The organism is Streptomyces sp. NPDC017448 (genome assembly GCF_044330565.1).
Taxonomy (GTDB): domain Bacteria; phylum Actinomycetota; class Actinomycetes; order Streptomycetales; family Streptomycetaceae; genus Streptomyces.
In genome coordinates this window covers 618,126-638,851 of record NZ_JBIRLM010000002.1, presented here as the reverse complement: position 1 = coordinate 638,851, position 20,726 = coordinate 618,126, and the positions used below count along the sequence as shown (strand labels likewise).

The 20,726-nt window shown below is 70.9% G+C and carries 12 protein-coding genes, 1 tRNA gene, 1 rRNA gene and 1 pseudogene; 12 read left to right on the top strand and 3 right to left on the bottom strand.

The window, feature by feature from the left end; all coding sequences use genetic code 11:
• Positions 1-154: 154 nt before the first annotated feature.
• Together rrf and ACH4K1_RS07380 are read left to right on the top strand one after the other, a co-directional pair.
• A 5S ribosomal RNA gene (gene rrf / locus ACH4K1_RS07385) occupies positions 155-271 on the top strand.
• Positions 272-581: 310 nt separating this feature from the next.
• Positions 582-654 (top strand) — tRNA-Thr (locus ACH4K1_RS07380).
• Positions 655-719: 65 nt separating this feature from the next.
• On the opposite strand, the gene ACH4K1_RS07375 is transcribed toward ACH4K1_RS07380, so the two are convergent.
• Positions 720-3,347: a SpoIIE family protein phosphatase gene (locus tag ACH4K1_RS07375; protein WP_398087429.1), complete on the bottom strand. Its 2,628-nt coding sequence runs from the start codon at positions 3,345-3,347 to the stop codon at positions 720-722.
• Between the two features lie 396 nt (positions 3,348-3,743).
• On the opposite strand from ACH4K1_RS07375, the gene ACH4K1_RS07370 reads away from it, so the two are divergent.
• The 10 genes from ACH4K1_RS07370 to ACH4K1_RS07325 all read left to right on the top strand — a co-directional run bounded on the left by ACH4K1_RS07370 (position 3,744) and on the right by ACH4K1_RS07325 (position 18,748).
• Positions 3,744-9,203, top strand: a complete 5,460-nt coding sequence (locus ACH4K1_RS07370; protein WP_398087427.1) for a HAMP domain-containing protein — start codon at positions 3,744-3,746, stop codon at positions 9,201-9,203.
• Positions 9,204-9,447: 244 nt separating this feature from the next.
• On the top strand, positions 9,448-10,131 hold the full coding sequence (locus ACH4K1_RS07365; RefSeq protein ID WP_398087426.1) for a two-component system response regulator: 684 nt from the start codon (positions 9,448-9,450) through the stop codon (positions 10,129-10,131).
• A 169-nt stretch (positions 10,132-10,300) separates the two neighbouring features.
• Complete coding sequence (locus ACH4K1_RS07360) at positions 10,301-13,090, top strand: DNA translocase FtsK (RefSeq protein WP_398087423.1); 2,790 nt, start codon at positions 10,301-10,303, stop codon at positions 13,088-13,090.
• 321 nt (positions 13,091-13,411) lie between these two features.
• Entirely contained in the window at positions 13,412-14,215 is an 804-nt protein-coding gene (locus tag ACH4K1_RS07355; protein ID WP_398087421.1) for a helix-turn-helix domain-containing protein, read from the top strand.
• A 174-nt stretch (positions 14,216-14,389) separates the two neighbouring features.
• A complete protein-coding gene (rimO, locus tag ACH4K1_RS07350) occupies positions 14,390-15,871 on the top strand; it encodes a 30S ribosomal protein S12 methylthiotransferase RimO (RefSeq protein ID WP_228988574.1) in 1,482 nt (493 codons plus the stop codon).
• Complete coding sequence (gene pgsA, locus ACH4K1_RS07345) at positions 15,868-16,698, top strand: CDP-diacylglycerol--glycerol-3-phosphate 3-phosphatidyltransferase (RefSeq protein ID WP_228988575.1); 831 nt, start codon at positions 15,868-15,870, stop codon at positions 16,696-16,698. The genes rimO and pgsA overlap by 4 nt, the downstream gene beginning before the upstream one ends.
• Entirely contained in the window at positions 16,695-17,204 is a 510-nt protein-coding gene (locus ACH4K1_RS07340) for a CinA family protein (protein WP_398087419.1), read from the top strand. The genes pgsA and ACH4K1_RS07340 overlap by 4 nt, the downstream gene beginning before the upstream one ends.
• A gap of 109 nt (positions 17,205-17,313) precedes the next feature.
• Entirely contained in the window at positions 17,314-17,697 is a 384-nt protein-coding gene (locus tag ACH4K1_RS07335) for a helix-turn-helix domain-containing protein (RefSeq protein WP_003965837.1), read from the top strand.
• A 291-nt stretch (positions 17,698-17,988) separates the two neighbouring features.
• Positions 17,989-18,459: a Dps family protein gene (locus ACH4K1_RS07330; RefSeq protein ID WP_398087418.1), complete on the top strand. Its 471-nt coding sequence runs from the start codon at positions 17,989-17,991 to the stop codon at positions 18,457-18,459.
• Between the two features lie 94 nt (positions 18,460-18,553).
• Entirely contained in the window at positions 18,554-18,748 is a 195-nt protein-coding gene (locus tag ACH4K1_RS07325) for a CsbD family protein (RefSeq protein ID WP_398087416.1), read from the top strand.
• A gap of 877 nt (positions 18,749-19,625) precedes the next feature.
• On the opposite strand, the pseudogene ACH4K1_RS07320 reads toward ACH4K1_RS07325, so the two are convergent.
• Positions 19,626-19,759: pseudogene (locus ACH4K1_RS07320) on the bottom strand (3-oxoacyl-ACP reductase); the annotation flags it as partial.
• Positions 19,760-19,783: 24 nt separating this feature from the next.
• Positions 19,784-20,704, bottom strand: coding sequence for an Fpg/Nei family DNA glycosylase (locus ACH4K1_RS07315; RefSeq protein ID WP_398087414.1), 921 nt, complete (start codon positions 20,702-20,704; stop codon positions 19,784-19,786).
• Positions 20,705-20,726 lie beyond the last annotated feature (22 nt).

Here is a 20,726-nt window from a genome sequence, read left to right as displayed (position 1 = left end):
GTTGATAGGCCAGATGTGGAAGCCCGGTAACGGGTGGAGCTGACTGGTACTAATAGGCCGAGGGCTTGTCCTCAGTTGCTCGCGTCCACTGTGTTAGTTCTGAAATAACGAACAGTCGTGTTTCTGTCCGGTCTGTTTGATTGTTTCATAGTGTTTCGGTGGTCATTGCGTTAGGGAAACGCCCGGTTACATTCCGAACCCGGAAGCTAAGCCTTTCAGCGCCGATGGTACTGCAGGGGGGACCCTGTGGGAGAGTAGGACGCCGCCGAACAATCATTGTGGGAAAGCCCCGCACCGTCATGGTGCGGGGCTTTTCTGCGTTCACCACCCGTTCCCCCCCGGCTGGTCCACCGGGCTGTCCTTTTCGTCCTGGGCGGGGTCGGCGCCTCCTGCCCCGGATGCCGGGGTGGCGGTTGCCTGCTGCGGTAGGGGTGCCGGCCGCGGCCTGCTGAGGGCGCCCGGGAGGGCCTCCGAAAGGGGCGCAGGGAGCGGCGCTCAGGGCCCGGGGGCCAGGTGCGACACCGATTATGAGCAATCCCCGATCCCGTGTATGGTTTACCTCGTTGCCGCAGGGCAACGAGGCCCCAATAGCTCAGTCGGTAGAGCGTCTCCATGGTAAGGAGAAGGTCTGCGGTTCGATTCCGCATTGGGGCTCAGAGAGAAACGAAAGGCCCCCGCCATCCGGCGGGGGCCTTTCGTGTTGAGGCGGACGGGGCGGGTCAGACCAACAGGGGCTCGGGGACACGCATGGCGAGGATCGCCATGTCGTCCGACGCGGGCTCGGCGGCGAAGCGCTCCACGGCCCGTAGGATGCGGGCGGCCACCGCCCCGGCCGTCAGGCCCGTACAGGTCGCCAGGACCTCCGCGAGGCCGTCGTCGCCCAGCATGCGGGTTCCCTCACGGCGTTCGGTGACACCGTCCGTGACGCACAGCAGGACGTCGCCCGGATCGAGGACGACCTCCTGCTCGTACAGCTCCAGGTCGTCGAGGACACCGAGGAGGGGCTGCGGTTCGGCGGCCGGCTCGACGGAGCCGTCCTGGCGTAGACGCAGCGGCAGCGGGTGGCCGGCGCAGACGACCTTCAGCAGGGCGCTGCCGTCCTCCTGGGGCCACAACTCGCCGTACAGCAGGGTCAAGAAGCGGCTGCGGGCGCCCTCGTCGAGGATCGCCGCGTTCAGCCGCTCCAGGACGGCGGGGCCGCCGAAGCCCTCGCGGGCCAGCAGACGCAGCGCGTGGCGGGCCAGCCCCGTAACGGCGGCCGCCTCCGGACCCGTACCGCAGACGTCGCCGATGGCGAAGCCGTAGGCGCCGTCGCTGATCGGGAAGACGTCGTAGAAGTCACCGCCGACCTCGTTGCCCTCCCCGGCGGCACGGTAGATGACCTCGATCTCCACGTTCGGCACGGCGGGGAGGCCCGGCGGCAGGAGGCTGCGCTGGAGGGACTGGCTGATCGCCATGCGCTCCGAGTACAGGCGGGCGTTGTCCAGGGCCAGGGCGGCCCGGCGGGACAGGTCCTCGGCCAGCTCCAGGATCTCCTGGCGGAAGTGGTCGTCCGAGGGCTTCCCGAGCGTCAGCATGCCGATCACGCGGTTGCGGGCGACCAGCGGGAGAACCACGGTCTCGCCGCCGACCGCCTGGGCCGTGGCGAGCGTGGTGCGGGTGGCCGTGCTCATGCTCAGCGGAGCGTCGTAGGCCAGGCTGCGGGTCGAGGTGGCCAGCGCCGCCCGGTGCCCCGCCTCCGAGGGCGCGGCCCAGACACGGGCGCCGGGGGTCGGCACCGGATCGGGCGGGGAGATCGTGGAGAGCAGGGCCTTGAGCCCGTCGATGAGGTCCTCGTCCTCATGGAGCACATACGAGAGGTACGGCTCGGAGGACTGGTCCGCGATCGTGTAGACGGCGCACCAGGTGGCCAGGGTCGGGACCGTCATCTGGGCCATGAGCGCCAGGGTCTGGTCCCGGTCGAGCGTGCCGGCCAGCAGGTCCGACGCCTCCACGAGGAACGACAGGGAGCCGCGGCGCAGCCGTTCCAGCTCGCCGAGGCGTGCGGACTCCACGGCGAGCGCGATGCGGTCGGCGGCGAACTGGAGGCGTAGGGCCTCCTCGTTCGAGTAACGGCCGGCGCCCTCCGCCGCGACGCCGAGGGAGCCGGTGAGCCTCCCCTCGACCTTCAGCGGCACCGTGACCACCGAACGCATCCCCGTGTCGGTGAGCAGGGGGACGGCGCCCGGCACGGCGGTCAGATCCTCGTGGACGGCGGGCATGCGGGCGGAGCCGTAGCGTCCCGTGCCGGCTTCGACGGGAACCCGGGCGAAGCGCTGGCGGGCCGAGGGGAGGCCCGTCGTCGCGCGGACCTCCAGCTCCGTCTCGTCGTCCGTGGCGAGCAGGAGGAACGCGGCGTCGGCGTCGAGCATGTCGCGGGCCCGTTCCACCGTTCGCTGGAGGAGGCCGTCCAGGTCGTCGGGGGCGGGGGAGCCGATGAACACCTCGAAGGGGTCCGCCGTGCGGTTGTCGGACGAGGTGTCGGAAACCGGGGCGCGGACCGGGGACTGGAGGACGGCGCGCTCGTCGTCGCGGACGAGGAGGCAGACCGTGGACGGCTCGCCTTCGTTGTCGCGGACCCTCAGGTGCGAGGCGTAGACGGCGATGGTCCGGCCGTCGGCGCCGCGGACCCCGTAGCTCCCCTCCCAGCGGGAGAGCCGGAGGGCGTCGGCGATGCCCGTGCTGGTCCCGGGGGTGTGCGGCCAGGCCACGAAGTCGGTGAACTGCTTGCCGGTGACCTGCTCCGTGGTGTGCCCGAACACATACGTCGCGTCGTCGTTCCAGGCGCTGATCGCGCCCGTGCCGTCGATCTGGACCACGGCGACCCGGACCCGCCCGTCCGTGACGGGCAGGAGCGAGGTGGGCAGGACCGGGCCCGCCGAGCGGATGCCCACCGGTCGGTGGGGCAGGTCCAGCTGGAACCAGACGTGCTTGCGGGTGGGGCTGTACTCGACGCCCCAGCGGGAGGCGAGGGCGGCACAGAGGAGCAGCCCGCGGCCGTTCTCACGGTCGGGGCTGCCGAAGTCGATGCCGCTGCTCTGGAGCGGCACCTCGCGTTCCGGATAGTGGTCGGCGACCTCGACGCGGACGCCTTCCGCGGTGCGCAGGCACAACACGTCGGCGGCGGTGCCCGCATGGACGACGGCGTTGGTCACGAGCTCACTGGTGAGAACGACGGCGTCGTCGACGACATCGTTGTAGCCCCACCCCTGAAGCGTGTCCCGGACGAAGGCGCGGGCGGTCGCGACAGAGCGTCCGACCGGTTCGAACGTGGCGGCCGCGCGCGCGGTGATCACAGCACTCCCCATATTGGTGTCTCGTCGCTTCCCCGAGTCCTGTGCCCGTTTCTCGCCGCTTCGATTCGCCTGCCAGGCTAGACCTTCGGCGAAGGTCCCGGGTACACGAGGGCCGAGTTCGGGACAAGTCGCCCCGGTGGTGCGCGGGCGCACCAGTATGGATCCGGGGCACAGAGGGCGGGGGCGGTCGGGGCGGGTGGCCCGGCGACCGGTTCCGGCCTGGTACGTTGCAACGATTTGACCTCTGCCCGGCCGTCCGTTGACGGTGTGCGGTGGCGGTGAGCCAAAGTGGAACTGGGCAGGCTTCGAAGAGGCCCGGGTGAAACGGTCAACCCCTGCGGGAGGGACACGGTGGAGTCTGGCGTGGCGGCGCAGGGTTCGAAGGCGCGTACAAGAGGCGGGCAGTCCGTGAAAAAGCAGCGCAATGGCACCGTCGAAGTGGACGCGGCGGCCCTGAACAGAGTGCTCGGGGCCCTCGTGGCGATGCGCGACGGCAATTTCCGCCGGCGGCTCACCGTCTCCGGGGACGGCGTCCTGTCGGAGATCGCGGCGGTCTTCAACGAGGTCGCCGACCGCAACCTCCACCTCACCGGCGAGCTGGCGCGCGTCCGGCGGGTGGTCGGGCGTGAGGGGAAGCTCACCGAACGGCTGGAGACGGGCGCCTGCGAGGGCTCCTGGGCCGCCGCGATCGACGCCTCCAACGAGCTCGTCGACGATCTCGCGCGGCCGGTCTCCGAGGTGGGCCGGGTCCTGTCGGCGGTCGCCGACGGTGACCTGGAGCAGCGGATGGAGCTGCGCTCGCACACACAGGACGAGACGGTGCGCCCGCTGCGGGGGGAGTTCCTGAAGGTCGCCCGTACGGTCAACAATCTGGTCGACCAGCTGTCGGTCTTCACCGAGCAGGTGACCCGGGTCGCCGTCGAGGTGGGGACCGAGGGCAAGCTCGGTGGCCAGGCGCAGGTGCGCGGGATGTCCGGGTCCTGGAAGGACCTCACGGACTCCGTCAACACCATGGCGTACCGGCTCACCGCCCAGGTGAGGGACATCGCGCTGGTGACGACGGCGGTCGCCAAGGGGGATCTGTCCCGGAAGGTCACCGTCCATGTGGCCGGCGAGATGCTCCAGCTGAAGAACACCGTCAACACGATGGTCGACCAGCTGTCCTCGTTCTCCTCCGAGGTGACGCGCGTCGCCCGCGAGGTGGGTACGGAGGGCGAGCTCGGCGGCCAGGCGACCGTGCCGGGCGTCGCCGGCGTGTGGAAGGACCTCACCGACTCCGTCAACACGATGGCGGGCAACCTCACCTCGCAGGTGCGAGGGATCGCGGAGGTGACGACGGCGGTCGCCAACGGCGACCTGACGCAGAAGGTCACGGTGAGCGCCCGCGGCGAGGTCGCCCAGCTCGCCGAGACGATCAACCAGATGACCGAGACGCTGCGCACCTTCGCGGACGAAGTGACGCGGGTGGCGAGCGAGGTCGGCGGCGAGGGGCTGCTCGGCGGGCAGGCGCAGGTGCCGGGGGCCGCGGGGACCTGGAAGGACCTCACCGATTCGGTGAACACGGTCTTCCGGAACCTGACCACGCAGGTCCGGGACATCGCGCAGGTGACCACGGCGGTGGCCAGCGGTGACATGTCGCAGAAGGTCACGGTCGACGTGGCCGGGGAGATGCTGGAGCTGAAGAACACCGTCAACACGATGGTGGACCAGCTTCAGTCGTTCGGTTCCGAGGTGACGCGGGTCGCCCGGGAGGTCGGCGTCGAGGGCCGGCTCGGCGGCCAGGCGGAGGTGCCGGGCGCGGCGGGGACCTGGAAGGACCTCACCGATTCGGTGAACACCGCGTTCCGGAACCTGACCGGCCAGGTCCGGGACATCGCGCAGGTCACCACCGCGGTCGCCAACGGCGACCTCTCCCAGAAGGTCACCGTGGACGTGGCCGGGGAGATGCTGGAGCTGAAGAACACCGTCAACACGATGGTGGCGCAGCTGTCCAGCTTCGCCGACCAGGTGACGCGGATGGCCCGGGACGTGGGCACCGAGGGCCGCCTCGGCGGCCAGGCCCGGGTGGACGGCGTCTCGGGCACGTGGAAGGAGCTGACGGACTCCGTCAACTTCATGGCCGGGAACCTCACCTCCCAGGTGAGGCAGATCGCCCAGGTGACGACGGCGGTGGCGCGGGGCGACCTGTCGCAGAAGATCGACGTGGACGCCAGGGGCGAGATCCTGGAGCTCAAGAACACGATCAACACCATGGTCGACCAGCTCTCGGCCTTCGCCGACCAGGTCACCAGGGTGGCTCGCGAGGTGGGTACGGACGGGCGCCTCGGGGGCCAGGCGCAGGTGCCCGGCGTAGCCGGAGTCTGGCGTGATCTCACCGATTCGGTGAACGGCATGGCGGGCAACCTCACCGCCCAGGTCCGCAACATCGCGCAGGTCGCCACGGCGGTGGCGCGGGGCGACCTGTCGCAGAAGATCGACGTGGACGCCCGGGGCGAGATCCTGGAGCTCAAGAACACCCTCAACACGATGGTGGACCAGCTTTCCAACTTCGCGGAGCAGGTGACGCGGGTCGCCCGTGAGGTGGGTACGGAGGGCATCCTCGGCGGTCAGGCCGAGGTGCAGGGCGTCTCCGGTACGTGGAAGGACCTCACCCAGTCCGTCAACGGCATGGCGAACAACCTGACCCTCCAGGTCCGCAACATCGCCGAGGTCACCACCGCGGTCGCCAAGGGAGACCTCTCCAAGAAGATCACCGTCGACGCCAAGGGCGAGATCCTCGAACTGGTCACGACCGTCAACACGATGGTCGACCAGCTGCTGAACTTCGCCGACGAGGTGACCCGGGTGGCCCGTGAGGTGGGCACCGAGGGGATTCTCGGCGGTCAGGCGCGGGTGCGCGGGGCGACCGGCATCTGGAAGGACCTGAGCGACAACGTCAACCTGATGGCCAACAACCTCACCAGCCAGGTGCGCAACATCTCCCGGGTCTCCTCCGCGGTCGCCAACGGCGACCTGACGAAGAAGGTCACCGTGGAGGCGCGGGGCGAGGTGGCGGAGCTGGCCGACACCGTCAACACGATGGTGACGACGCTCTCCTCGTTCGCCGACGAGGTCACGCGGGTGGCCCGCGAGGTGGGCACGGAGGGCGAGCTGGGCGGTCAGGCCCGGGTGCCGGGGGTCTCGGGGACGTGGAAGGACCTCACCGAGTCCGTGAACTCGATGGCCTCCAACCTGACCGGCCAGGTGCGGCAGATCGCCACGGTCACCACCGCCATCGCCAAGGGCGACCTGACCAAGAAGATCGACATCGACGCGCGCGGCGAGATCCTGGAGCTGAAGAACACCATCAACACGATGGTCGACCAGCTGTCCTCGTTCGCCGAGCAGGTGACCCGGGTCGCCCGCGAGGTGGGGACCGAAGGGCAGTTGGGCGGGCAGGCGCGGGTGCGGGACGTGGACGGCACCTGGCGCGACCTCACCGAGTCGGTGAACGAGATGGCCGGCAACCTGACGCGCCAGGTACGTGCCATCGCGGCGGTCGCCACGGCGGTGACGCGCGGCGATCTGAACCTCAAGATCGACGTGGACGCGGCCGGCGAGATCCAGGTCCTCCAGGACAACATCAACACGATGATCGCGAACCTGCGCGACACCACCCTCGCCAACAAGGAGCAGGACTGGCTGAAGGGCAACCTCGCCCGGATCTCCGGTCTGATGCAGGGCCGCCGCGACCTGGACGACGTGGCCTCCCTGATCATGAGCGAGCTGACGCCGGTGGTCTCGGCGCAGCACGGGGCGTTCTTCCTGGCGATGGCCCCGGGCGACACGGACGAGGTCGGTCCGGACAACGGCGAACCGGGCTCGTACGAGCTGCGGATGCGGGGGAGCTACGGCTACTCCGCCGGTTCGATGCCGACCTCCTTCCGGCCCGGGGAGACGCTCATCGGGACGGCGGCCGAGGAGAAGCGGACGATCCAGGTGGACAACGTGCCGCCGGGGTACCTGAAGATCTCCTCCGGGCTCGGGGAGGCCCCTCCCGCGCATGTGATCGTGCTGCCGGTGCTCTTCGAGGGCAAGGTCCTCGGCGTGATCGAACTGGCCTCCTTCCAGCCGTTCACGCAGATCCAGCGGGACTTCCTGAACCAGCTCGCCGAGATGATCGCGACGAGCGTCAACACGATCAGCGTCAATACCAAGACCGAGAAGCTGCTGGAGCAGTCGCAGGAGCTGACCGAGCAACTGCGCGACCGGTCGCAGGAGTTGGAGAACCGGCAGAAGGCCCTCCAGGCGTCCAACGCCGAACTGGAGGAGAAGGCCGAGCTGCTGGCCCAGCAGAACCGCGACATCGAGGTGAAGAACACCGAGATCGAGGAGGCGCGCCAGGTGCTGGAGGAGCGCGCCGAACAGCTCGCGGTCTCGATGCGCTACAAGTCCGAGTTCCTGGCGAACATGTCGCACGAGCTGCGCACGCCGCTCAACTCGCTGCTGATCCTCGCCAAGCTGCTGGCGGACAACGCGGAGGGCAACCTCTCGCCGAAGCAGGTGGAGTTCGCCGAGACGATCCACGGGGCCGGGTCCGACCTGCTCCAGCTGATCAACGACATCCTGGACCTGTCGAAGGTCGAGGCGGGCAAGATGGACGTCAGCCCGACCAGGATCGCGCTGGTCCAACTGGTCGACTACGTGGAGGCGACCTTCCGCCCGCTCACCGCGGAGAAGGGGCTCGACTTCTCCGTACGGGTCTCGCCGGAGCTCCCCCCCACGCTGCACACGGACGAGCAGCGCCTGCTCCAGGTGCTGCGCAATCTGCTGTCCAACGCCGTGAAGTTCACCGACAGCGGGGCGGTGGAGCTGGTGATCCGGCCGGCCGGCGCCGATGTGCCCAACGCGATCCGGGAGCAGTTGCTGGAGGCGGGTACGCTCCGCGATCCGGACGCGGACCTGATCGCGTTCTCGGTCACCGACACCGGGATCGGGATCGCGTCCAGCAAGATGCTGGTGATCTTCGAGGCGTTCAAGCAGGCGGACGGCACGACGAGCCGCAAGTACGGCGGCACCGGTCTGGGCCTCTCCATCAGCCGGGAGATCGCCCGGCTGCTCGGCGGCGAGATCCATGCGGCGAGCGAGCCGGGGCGGGGTTCGACCTTCACCCTGTACCTGCCGCTGCACCGCGCCGAACTGCCGCCCCAGGGCTACCCCTCGACGGGTTCCGGTTCGGCCGAGGTGCTGGGCGGCGCGGGGGAGCCGGGGCAGGCTCCGTCGCCGCAGGGCCGGCAGGCCCCGTTCGGCGACCCGGCCAACTCCGCCGGGATGTTCCGCCGGCGGCGCAAGGCCCTGGGGGACGCGGCCCGCAGGCCCGCCCTGCCGGCCGGCCGCACCGCTCCCGGGAGCGCGCCGCAGCCGGAGGAATGGGTCCAGGGCGGCCAGGGCGAGGGCCCGGCGCAGGATCAGGACGCCGTGGAGGAGCAGGCCCCCCGGCGGACATTCCGCTTCCGCGGGGAGAAGGTCCTCATCGTCGACGACGACATCCGCAACGTCTTCGCGCTCACCAGCGTGCTGGAGCAGCACGGACTGGCGGTGCTGTACGCGGAGAACGGCCGTGAGGGCATCGAAGTCCTGGAGCAGCACGACGATGTGACGGTCGTGCTGATGGACATCATGATGCCCGAGATGGACGGTTACGCGACGACGACCGCGATCCGGCGCATGCCGCAGTTCTCCGGGCTCCCGATCGTGGCGCTCACGGCGAAGGCGATGAAGGGCGACCGGGAGAAGGCCATCGAGTGCGGAGCTTCCGACTATGTGACGAAGCCGGTCGATCCTGATCACCTGCTCGCCGTCATGGAGCAGTGGATGCACGGAGAGTGATCGAAGGGTGAGCGAATCGGCAGGAGTTGCTGTCCGACTCTGCTCGAACGGGTGTGAACCCGCTGCATTCGGGGAACCTTCTGGTCTCTCACCGCGTTTGCGGTATGTGCACGGTGACATCGCGGTGACAGGGTGTGGTGGCGGGCGGGGTGCGGCTACCATGACCGGCACAAGGACGGACGGCGTAAGGGAGTCGTCCCCTGAGGCGGCACCCGGCGCATTTCCGGGGCGAGGAGGACGGGCCATGGTGCAGAAGGCCAAGATCCTCCTGGTCGATGACCGGCCGGAGAATCTGCTGGCGCTGGAGGCCATCCTCTCTGCGCTCGATCAGACACTGGTCCGGGCATCGTCAGGGGAGGAGGCGCTCAAAGCGCTGCTCACGGACGATTTCGCGGTCATTCTGCTGGACGTCCAGATGCCGGGTATGGACGGCTTCGAGACCGCCGCGCACATCAAGCGGCGGGAGCGGACCCGGGACATCCCGATCATCTTCCTCACCGCGATCAACCACGGTCCGCACCACACCTTCCGCGGCTACGCGGCCGGAGCGGTGGACTACATCTCGAAGCCGTTCGACCCGTGGGTGCTCCGCGCCAAGGTCTCGGTCTTCGTCGAGCTGTACATGAAGAACTGCAAGCTCCGCGAGCAGGCGGCGCTGCTGCGGCTGCAGTTGGAGGGCGACGGCACCACGGGCGGGCGGCACGAGAAGGAGCCGGCCGGCCTGCTGGCCGAACTCTCCGCGCGGCTCGCCGCGGTCGAGGAGCAGGCCGAAGCGCTCTCCAAGCAGCTCGACGACGAGTCCGCGGACGCCGCGGCGGTCGCCACCGCCGCCCACCTGGAGCGCAAGCTGACCGGTCTGCGCCGGGCGCTCGACGCGCTGGAGCCGGGCACCGGCGGAGGCGCGAGCGTGCTGCCCGCCCCGAACTGACCCCGCCCCCACCGCTCTGGTCCGCCGCCCCGGCGCACGCCGGCCGCCCAGGGTGCGCCGGACCGCCGAGGTGAATCGACGTCAGCTCCCGGCCGCCCGCAGGCGACACGGACGGGTGAACCGGTAGGCGAACGTGTTCACGGGCGTCGACAGCGGTAACCTCGGCACCATGGCCTCACGTACGTCCGGCAAGGGTTCCCAGGGCACGGCGGGCACCGCGAAGCGCGTCGGCCGTACCGCGGGGCTGGCGAAGAAAGCCGCCCCCGCGAAGAAGGCCGCCGCGAAGAGGGCGGCGGCCCCCGCGAGGAAGGCCCCCGCGAAGAAGGCGGCGGCCAGGAGGCCCGCCCCCAAACCGGCGCCGTCTCCCACCGGCGGCCTCTACCGCCTGGTGCGCGCGGTCTGGCTCGGGACCGCACACGGCGTCGGCGCGGTGTTCCGCTCCATAGGGCGCGGAGCCAAGGGACTTGACCCCGCCCACCGCAAGGACGGCCTCGCGCTGCTGCTGCTCGGTCTGGCGCTGGTCGTCGCCGTCGGCACCTGGTCCAACCTCCAGGGCCCGGTCGGCGACCTGGTGGAGATGCTGGTCACCGGCGCCTTCGGGCGGCTCGATCTGCTCGCGCCGCTCCTCCTGGGCGCGATGGCGGTGCGGCTGATCCTCTATCCCGAGCGGCCGGAGGCCAACGGCCGCATCGTGATCGGGCTGTCCGCCCTCGTCGTCGGAGTCCTCGGCCAGGTCCACATCGCCTGCGGTTCGCCGGGCCGGGACGCGGGCACCGAGGCGATGCAGGACGCGGGCGGCCTGATCGGCTGGGCCACCTCCAAGCCGCTGATCTTCATGATGGGCGAGGTCCTCGCCGTACCGCTGCTCGTGCTGCTGACCGTGTTCGGGCTCCTCGTCGTCACCGCCACCCCGGTCAACGCCATCCCGCAGCGGCTGCGTCAGCTGGGCGTCCGCCTCGGCATCGTCGAACCGGACCCCGAGGATTTCGGGGGGTACGAGGACGACGACGAGCGCTACGACGAACAGTGGCGCGACGCCCTGCCCGCCGGATCCCGCCGACGCGGGGGCCGGCGCACCGACGCCGGCCCGGCCCACCCTCACGACCAGGCCGAGGAGGAGGCGCTCACCAAGCGGCGCAGGCCCCGCCGGCCTTCCGCCCAGCCCGCGATGAACCGGCCGTTGGACGCGGTGGACGTCGCGGCCGCCGCCGCTGCCGCGCTCGACGGAGCGGTGCTCAACGGCATGCCGCCTTCACCGGTCGTCGCGGACCTGACGCAGGGCGTCTCCGTGGACCGGGAGCGCACCGGTACGCCCGTGCCCGGGGCCCGGGAGGCAGAACGGGAGGAGCGTCCGAAGCCGGGCGTGCGGAAGCCCGCCCCGGCGTCCGGGGACGCCGAGGAGCGGTCGGGCGGGGTGCCCGACCTGACCAAGCCCGCCCCCGAGACCTCGCCCGGACTGCCCGCCCGCGCCGAACAGCTCCAGCTCTCCGGCGACATCACCTACTCCCTGCCCTCGCTCGACCTGCTGGAGCGCGGCGGCCCCGGCAAGACCCGCAGCGCCGCCAACGACGCGGTCGTGGCGTCGCTGACCAACGTCTTCACCGAGTTCAAGGTCGACGCCGCCGTCACCGGCTTCACCCGGGGGCCCACGGTCACCCGGTACGAGATCGAGCTCGGCCCCGCCGTGAAGGTCGAGAAGATCACGGCGCTGGCCAAGAACATCGCGTACGCCGTGGCCAGTCCGGACGTGCGGATCATCTCCCCGATCCCCGGCAAGTCGGCGGTCGGCATCGAGATCCCCAACAGCGACCGGGAGATGGTCAAACTCGGCGACGTACTGCGCCTGGCCGAGGACGACGACCCGATGATGGTGGCCTTCGGCAAGGACGTCGAGGGCGGCTACGTCATGCACAGCCTGGCCAAGATGCCCCACATGCTGGTGGCCGGCGCCACCGGCTCCGGAAAGTCGTCCTGCATCAACTGCCTGATCACCTCGGTCATGGTGCGGGCCACCCCCGAGGACGTGCGCATGGTCCTCGTCGACCCCAAGCGCGTCGAGCTGACCGCGTACGAGGGCATCCCCCACCTCATCACCCCGATCATCACCAACCCCAAGAAGGCCGCCGAGGCGCTCCAGTGGGTCGTCCGCGAGATGGACCTGCGCTACGACGACCTGGCCAACTTCGGCTACCGGCACATCGACGACTTCAACAAGGCGGTGCGCGAGGGCAAGCTCAAGCTGCCCGAGGGCAGCGAGCGGGAGCTGTCCCCGTACCCGTACCTGCTGGTAATCGTCGACGAGCTGGCCGACCTGATGATGGTGGCCCCGCGCGACGTCGAGGACTCCATCGTCCGCATCACCCAGCTGGCCCGCGCGGCCGGCATCCACCTGGTGCTCGCCACCCAGCGCCCCTCGGTCGACGTGGTGACCGGCCTGATCAAGGCCAACGTGCCCTCCCGGCTGGCCTTCGCCACCTCCTCCCTCGCCGACAGCCGCGTCATCCTCGACCAGCCCGGCGCCGAGAAGCTCATCGGCAAGGGCGACGGGCTGTTCCTCCCCATGGGCGCCAACAAGCCCACCCGTATGCAGGGGGCGTTCGTCACCGAGGACGAGGTCGCCGCCGTCGTCCAGCACTGCAAGGACCAGATGGCCCCGGTCTTCCGGGACGACGTCGTCGTCGGCACGCAGCAGAAGAAGGAGATCGACGAGGACATCGGCGATGACCTGGACCTGCTCTGCCAGGCCGCCGAACTGGTGGTCTCCACCCAGTTCGGCTCGACCTCGATGCTCCAGCGCAAGCTCCGGGTCGGCTTCGCGAAGGCGGGCCGGCTGATGGACCTGATGGAGTCCCGCTCCATCGTCGGACCGAGCGAGGGCTCCAAGGCGCGCGACGTCCTCGTGAAGCCCGACGAGCTCGACGGCGTGTTGGCCGTCATCCGCGGGGAATCCGCCCCGTAACGGAATGAGCTCCGTAAAGGTTTGGTGGGCAACCGTTTCGTACGGCCGTACGTCCAGTTGAAGGGAGGGACGGAACCGTGCTCCTCCCCGTGGCCCGCTCCGTCGTCGTCCCTCCCGTTCCCCCACCCCCGTTCGGCCCACTACCGGTTGCCCAGTCCTCGATCGGGGCCGTGTTCCGCCGCCGCTCCTTCCCGGAGCCGGAGGCGGGGCCGACCGGCGAACCCGATGGCGTACAAAGTCGTCCCTCCCGGTTGCCCCTCCCTTTCGTACCCCCCCTAGACTGAACATCCAGCAGGTGGCTCACGCTCGAAAGGCGCCCCCGTGTCCATCGGCAACTCCCCCGAAGACGACCGGCCTTCGATCGGTCGTGCCCTTCAGCAGGCCCGTATCGCCGCAGGTCTGACGGTCGAGGAAGTCAGCAGCTCCACCCGGGTGCGCATGCTCATCGTGCACGCGATCGAGCAGGACGACTTCTCCCGCTGCGGCGGCGACGTCTACGCCCGCGGCCACATCCGCACGCTCGCCCGCGCCGTGGGCCTCGACCCGGAACCCCTGGTCGAGGAGTACGACGCCGACCACGGCGGCCGTCCCGCTCCGACCCCGGCGGCCCCCCTCTTCGAGGCGGAACGCATCCGGTCCGAACCCCGGCGGCCCAACTGGACCGCCGCCATGGTCGCGGCCATCGTCGCCGTCGTCGGGTTCGTCGGCTTCACCCTCTTCAACGGCGGCGAGGACGAACCCTCCAACACCGCGCAGATCGCGGAAGGCTCCCAGCCCGACAAGACGGCGGCCGAACCCACCGCGACCAAGCCCGCCGACCCCAAGCCCGTGCCCTCCGAGAGCGCCATCGCCGCCGCCCCCCGGGACAAGGTGACGGTCAAGCTCAGTGCCGACCGGGGCAAGAGCTGGATCTCGGCCAAGGACCACAACGGACGGCTGCTCTTCGACGGGCTGCTGCTCCAGGGCGAGTCCAAGACCTTCCAGGACAACGAGCGCATCGACCTCGTCCTCGGCGACGCCGGGGCGATCGAGCTCTTCGTCAACGGGAAGCAGGTCCAGGACCGTTTCGGCTCCGGCCAGGTCGAACGTCTCTCCTACACCAAGGGCGACCCCGAGGCCGGCTGATCCGCCGTCCTCACCTCTCCGCAGGCGCCACGACGGGCGTCCGGCCTCGCGCCGGGCGCCCGCCGGCGTTCCCCGGGCCCTCTCCGCTACGGGGAGTGACGGGGAGGGAGCCGCGGGTGGCCTCGGCACCCCTGCACGGCAGGGGAGGCGCGAGGACGAAGTAGTCTTGAGTCCATGCCCGAACGCCGTACCGTCGCCCTTGTCACTCTTGGCTGCGCCCGTAACGAGGTGGACTCGGAGGAGCTTGCAGGCCGCTTGGCAGCGGACGGCTGGGACCTCGTCGAGGATGCCTCCGACGCGGATGTCGCAGTCGTCAACACCTGTGGGTTCGTCGAAGCCGCCAAGAAGGACTCCGTCGACGCCCTGCTCGAAGCCAACGATCTGAAGGACCACGGCCGCACCCAGGCCGTCGTCGCCGTCGGCTGCATGGCCGAGCGCTACGGCAAGGACCTCGCCGAGGCCCTGCCGGAGGCGGACGGCGTCCTCGGATTCGACGACTACGCCGACATCTCCGACCGGCTCCAGACCATCCTCAACGGCGGCATCCACGCCTCGCACACCCCGCGCGACCGCCGCAAGCTGCTGCCGATCAGCCCCGCCGAGCGGCAGGACGCCGCCGTGGCGCTGCCGGGCCACGCCCAGGAGGCGCCCGCCCCCGCCCCCGAGGACCTACCGGAGGGCGTCGCTCCGGTCTCCGGACCGCGGGCCCCGCTGCGCCGCCGGCTCGGCACCAGCCCCGTCGCCTCGGTGAAGCTCGCCTCCGGCTGCGACCGCCGCTGCTCCTTCTGCGCCATCCCCTCCTTCCGCGGCTCGTTCATCTCGCGCCGCCCCTCGGACGTGCTCCAGGAGACCCGCTGGCTGGCCGAGCAGGGGGTCAAGGAGGTCATGCTGGTCTCCGAGAACAACACCTCCTACGGCAAGGACCTGGGCGACATCCGCCTGCTGGAGACCCTGCTGCCCGAGCTGGCCGACGTGGACGGCATCGAGCGGATCCGGGTCAGCTACCTCCAGCCCGCCGAGATGCGCCCCGGCCTCATCGACGTGCTCACCTCGACGCCGAAGGTCGCGCCGTACTTCGACCTCTCCTTCCAGCACTCCGCCCCCGGCGTGCTGCGCGCGATGCGGCGCTTCGGCGACACCGACCGCTTTCTGGAGCTGCTGGACACCATTCGGAGCAAGGCCCCCGAGGCCGGCGCCCGCTCCAACTTCATCGTCGGCTTCCCCGGCGAGACCGAGGCCGACCTCGCGGAGCTGGAACGCTTCCTCACCGGCGCCCGCCTCGACGCGATCGGCGTCTTCGGCTACTCCGACGAGGAGGGCACCGAGGCGGTCGGTTACGAGAACAAGCTCGACGCCGACACCATCGCGGAGCGTCTCGCCCACATCTCCCAGCTGGCCGAGGAGCTGACGTCGCAGCGCGCCGAGGAGCGCGTGGGGGAGACCCTCCAGGTGCTGGTGGAGTCCGTGGAGTCGGACGAGGACGGTGAGGTCGCGGTCGGGCGTGCGGCTCACCAGGCGCCCGAAACGGATGGCCAGGTGGTCTTCACCACACGCGAGGGACTGGTGCCGGGCCGTATGGTCGTGGCGACGGCAGTGGGCACCGAGGGCGTGGACCTGGTGGCCGAACACCACGAGCTTGCGGAGGCAGCCAGATGACCGGAGTCCCGGCATCCGCGGCAGGCGGCTCCGGCGCGAAGCCGGTCCGCGGCGGCAAGCTGGGCACTGCGGCCGTCAACCAGGCCAGCCTGTGGAACATCGCCAACATCCTCACCATGGTCCGGCTGCTGCTGGTGCCCGGTTTCGTCCTGCTGCTGTTCCACAACGGCGGGTACGACCCGGCCTGGCGCTCCTTCGCCTGGGCGGCCTTCGCCGTCGCGATGATCACCGACCTGTTCGACGGCCATCTGGCACGGACGTACAACCTGGTCACGGACTTCGGGAAGATCGCCGACCCGATCGCCGACAAGGCGATCATGGGGGCCGCGCTGGTCTCGCTGTCCGTCCTGGGCGATCTGCCGTGGTGGATCACCGGAGTGATCATCGCGCGTGAGCTGGGCATCACGCTGATGCGGTTCTGGGTCATCCGCCACGCGGTGATCCCGGCCAGCAGAGGCGGCAAGCTCAAGACGCTCGCGCAGGGGACGGCGGCCGGCATGTACGTCCTGGCCCTGACGGGGCCCCTGGCGACCCTGCGGTTCTGGGTGATGATGGTCGCCGTCGTGCTGACCGTGGTCACCGGACTCGATTACGTACGCCAGGCGATCGTCTTGCGCCGCAGGGGCCTCGCCGCCGAGCGGGCCGCCGCGGCAGCGCGGGCGGCGGACGCCGCTGAGGCCCTGAGGGCGCCTGCGGGTTCTCCCGTAGGCGCCGGACCGGCCGGAGCCGTGACGGATGTACGGGGTGGCGGGGCGGACGCGCGGTCGGGGTCGACGGAGGTCCGGGGGACCGCCGAGGCGCGCGGCGCCGCGGAGGCCGAGCGGTGACAGCCGCCGCCCGGGTGCTCCGGACGCTCGGAGCGCGGGGCGAGACGCTTGCCGTCGCCGAATCGCTGACGGGCGGCCTCGTCGCCGCCGAGCTGACCGCCGTACCCGGTGCGTCCCGCTCCTTCCGGGGGTCGGTGACGGCGTACGCCACCTCGTTGAAGCGGGACGTCCTCGGCGTCGACGGGGTTCTCCTGGCAGAGCGCGGAGCGGTGGATCCCGAGGTCGCGGCGCAGATGGCGGCCGGGGTGCGCCGGGCTCTCGACGCGGACTGGGGCATCTCCACCACGGGGGTCGCCGGGCCGGAACCGCAGGACGGGCAGCCGGTCGGCACGGTTTACGTGGCGGTGGCCGGACCCTCCGGCGTCGAGAAAGTCACTGCTCTGCGGTTGAATGGTAGGAGGGCGGATATCCGTAACGAGAGCGTGCGAAGCGTCCTCGAACTGCTCGCGGGCGAACTCGGTGAGAATGCGCGGGCACAGGATACGGAACAACACGGGGGGAATTGATGTTTGCAGCCCTGAGTGAACACGACATCGCTCCCCGCACGGCCGCAGCCCAAGGCGGTACGGTAGGGCGTGAAGGATGCGGCTACGCGGTCCGAGGAGGGAGCCACCGATGATTCTGCTCCGTCGCCTGTTGGGTGACGTGCTGCGTCGGCAGCGCCAGCGCCAAGGCCGTACTCTGCGCGAAGTCTCCTCGTCCGCCCGGGTCTCGCTCGGTTATCTCTCCGAGGTGGAGCGGGGGCAGAAGGAGGCATCCTCCGAACTGCTCTCCGCGATTTGCGACGCGCTTGACGTACGGATGTCCGAGCTCATGCGTGAGGTGAGCGACGAGCTCTCGCTCGCCGAGCTCGCCGAGTCGGCGGCTGCCAGTGATCCGGTGCCAGTGCCGGTTCGCCCCATGCTCAACTCCGTCTCCGTCTCGTCGGTCGCAGGTGTGCCGTCGGGCCGGGTGACCATCAAGGCGCCCGCGGAAGCGGTGGACGTCGTCGCCGCTTGATTCCAGCGGCGCAGTTGCTCGACCGGAGTCCCGGTCGGCCCTATCGGGCCGGCCGGGACTTTCGCGTGGGAGGGGCGGGGGTCCGGGGCCGGTCGGTGGTCTGCGGGGGCTGGGTGGGGGTGGGCCCGGTTTCTGTGTGACCTGTGCTCCATCTGCGGAGGGCGGGTGTGAGACGTCGTCCGGGGGGCAGACGGAGGACAAGGCCCACATGACCGTTTTGCTTCTTATGTGCCATCGTGGGTGATGCACCGAAACGGTCGGTCAAGCGGCTGACGGATGGGAGTAGCGCACATGACTGTGGTCAAGAGCACGTTGCCCGAGGGCGACCTGAAGGCCGTGGGAACGGCGCTGCAAGGCGCTCTGGTCGACCTCGTCGACCTGTCCCTGGTGGCCAAGCAGGTCCATTGGAACGTGGTCGGTCCGCGCTTCCGCTCCGTGCACCTCCAGCTCGACGATGTCGTCGCCACGGCCCGCCAGCACTCCGACACCGTCGCCGAGCGCGCGTCGGCGGTCGGCGTCAACCCGGACGGGCGGTCCGGCACCGTGGCCAAGGAGACCGCCATCGCGTCTGTGCCCGAGGGCTGGATCAAGGACACCGACGCGGTGAAGATCCTGGTGGACGCGTTGGGCGTGGTCATCGGCCGGATGCGGGAGCGCATCGAGGCGACCGACGAGCCGGACCCGATCACCCAGGATCTGCTGATCGCGCTGACCGCGGATCTCGAGAAGCACGCCTGGATGTTCCAAGCGGAAAGCGCCTGACCACCTGACCGGGCCGGACGGCAGCACCCGACCGCTTCGGTCGGGACCCGGCCGACGAGCACGATGCGTCCGACGAGCGAGAGGGAACGACATCATGAGCGACGGAGCCATGGACAAGCTGAAGGGCAAGGGCAAGGAAGCGGTCGGCAAGCTGACCGGCGACCACCGCAAGGAGGCCGAGGGCAAGACCGACCAGGCCAAGGGCGGAGCCAAGGACACCGCTGACGGGCTCGGCGACCGCGCCAAGGGCGTCAAGGACTCCCTTCGCCGGGACGACGACGCCAGGTAGCCGTCCCCTCGGCTCCCGAAGCCGCCGCCCCCGGGTGTGAGCGCCCCCGCCGTCACGGCGGGGGCGCTTCTGTGCGGGGGCGCTGCGGAGTGGCCGTTCGGCCGGACGTTCTGGATGCACCCCTGCCCCTGCCGGAGGAAACTGCCGGAAAGGACGTCGGCCGTGGGAGGCAGCGATGATACGGCGATGGATGCCGGCGCTGGTTCTCGGTGGGTTGTGGTGGTGGGCGGTGCTCCGGTTGGTCCTGCGTCCGGATCAGGCGGGCTGGGTGGAGGGGGCGGTGGCGGCGGGCGGCTGGGGGCTGAGCCTGTTGCCGGTCCACGTCGCGTCGGTGCTGCCGGAGGAGCCGCCAGGACAGGAGGGCCCCGTGGGGCCGGTGAGCTCGGTGGGGCCTGTGGGTTCGGCGGGCTCGCCGGGCTCCACGGCGCCTGCGGGGGGCGGATGGTCCGGGTCCGGCCGGTGGTTCAGCGGGGCGACGGGCCCGGGGGGCGCGGGTCCCGGCTGGGCGCGGGGTGCCGAGCGGTGGCTCCGCCGGGCGTCGGAGGCCCGCCGACGGTTCACCCGGGCAGGGCGACGCCGCCGTGCGGGCGGAGGACCCGGCCGGCCGTGAAGGCCGAGGCGGCGAAGGCCGGGCGCGGTACGGGGCGGGCGACGGCCTCGGGCCCGTCGGACCGGTCCAACGGCGGGCCCCGGGCCCTCGCCGCCTCCGCTCGATGGCGTCCCGCCGCCCTGTGTCGGTGGGCCATCGGCATACGGATCCAGCCGGGGGCGATGGAGTTCACCCGTATGGCGTGCGGCCCCGGCCCCGGCCCCGGCCCCGGCCCCGGTGCCGTGGCCGGGGTCTTGGCGAGCCGCGCCCCAGCGCCCTTCGCGACGCCGTGGCCGGGGTCTTGGTGGGCCGCGCCCCGGCGCCCTTCGCGACGCCGTGGCAGAGCAGGCCCGCGCTCGCGGAATCCACGGCGCCGGACGCCCCGTGATCAGCGAACCGGAGGCGGAGCGGGCCGTCAGGGAAGAGGAGGGGGCCCGGCGGCTCGACTAGGGCGTCGGACCGGACTGGCAGACGGGACACCAGTAGGTGGGCCGGTCGTCCTGGTCGGCGCGGCGGATCGGGGCGCCGCAGCGCAGACAGGGACGGCGACCGCGTCCGTAGACGTACAGCGGCTCCCGCACGCGGACGGGAGGGAGCGCTCGCGGGCGGCCGGCGCCGGGGGCGTCCGGGTCCGGGGACGGGCGCGATGCGGTGCCGGGGGCCGCAGGCGCGCCCGGGGCCGGTTCCGGGCGCCTGCTCGGCGGGGAGCGGAGTTCCGAGGCGATCGTCGTGGTGCGGGTGGGGCGGTCGCGGTTGGCGTGCAGCAGGCGCTCGGCGGCGGTGACGAGCCGGGGGAGTACGCCGTCGGGGAGGGCGCCCACGGGGAGCCACGGGGTGGTGCGGGCCAGGAAGCACAGCTCGCACTTGTAGACATTGCCGATGCCCGCCAGGTTGCGCTGGTCCAGCAGAGCCTCGCCGATGGGGCGCTCCGGTGCGGCGAGCAGCCGCTCCAGGGCGAGGGACCGGTCCCAGTCCGGACCCAGCAGGTCCGGTCCCAGATGACCCACGGCCCGGCTCTCCTCGTCGGTCCGCAGCAGCTCCAGCACGGGGAGCCGGTACCCGACCGCGGTGTGCTCCACGTTGCCGAGGATCGCGCGGATCTGGTGTCCCGGGCCGCCCCGCCACCGTTCGTCCGGGGCGTACACCTGCCAGGCGCCGTCCATCCGGAGGTGGCTGTGGAGGGTCAGCCCGCCCTCGACCCTGGTCAGCAGGTGTTTGCCGCGCGCGGTGACACCCAGAACGGTACGGCCGGTGAGGTCGGCGGTGGCGAAACGGGGGACGCGCAGGTCCGACCGGACCAGCACCCGGCCCGCCAGCGCCGTGTGCAACCGGGTGGCCGTCTGCAGGACGGTGTCTCCTTCGGGCATGCCTCCATGATGGGTGCACGGG

Bases quoted from the DNA above. Each gene is read 5' to 3' on its own strand.
- ACH4K1_RS07335 (WP_003965837.1), top strand. From the start codon at position 17,314: ATGATTCTGCTCCGTCGCCTGTTGGGTGACGTGCTGCGTCGGCAGCGC.
- ACH4K1_RS07315 (WP_398087414.1), bottom strand. From the start codon at position 20,704: ATGCCCGAAGGAGACACCGTCCTGCAGACGGCCACCCGGTTGCACACG.
- ACH4K1_RS07360 (WP_398087423.1), top strand. From the start codon at position 10,301: ATGGCCTCACGTACGTCCGGCAAGGGTTCCCAGGGCACGGCGGGCACC.
- ACH4K1_RS07325 (WP_398087416.1), top strand. From the start codon at position 18,554: ATGAGCGACGGAGCCATGGACAAGCTGAAGGGCAAGGGCAAGGAAGCG.
- ACH4K1_RS07330 (WP_398087418.1), top strand. From the start codon at position 17,989: ATGACTGTGGTCAAGAGCACGTTGCCCGAGGGCGACCTGAAGGCCGTG.
- ACH4K1_RS07365 (WP_398087426.1), top strand. From the start codon at position 9,448: ATGGTGCAGAAGGCCAAGATCCTCCTGGTCGATGACCGGCCGGAGAAT.
- ACH4K1_RS07375 (WP_398087429.1), bottom strand. From the start codon at position 3,347: ATGGGGAGTGCTGTGATCACCGCGCGCGCGGCCGCCACGTTCGAACCG.
- rimO (WP_228988574.1), top strand. From the start codon at position 14,390: ATGCCCGAACGCCGTACCGTCGCCCTTGTCACTCTTGGCTGCGCCCGT.
- pgsA (WP_228988575.1), top strand. From the start codon at position 15,868: ATGACCGGAGTCCCGGCATCCGCGGCAGGCGGCTCCGGCGCGAAGCCG.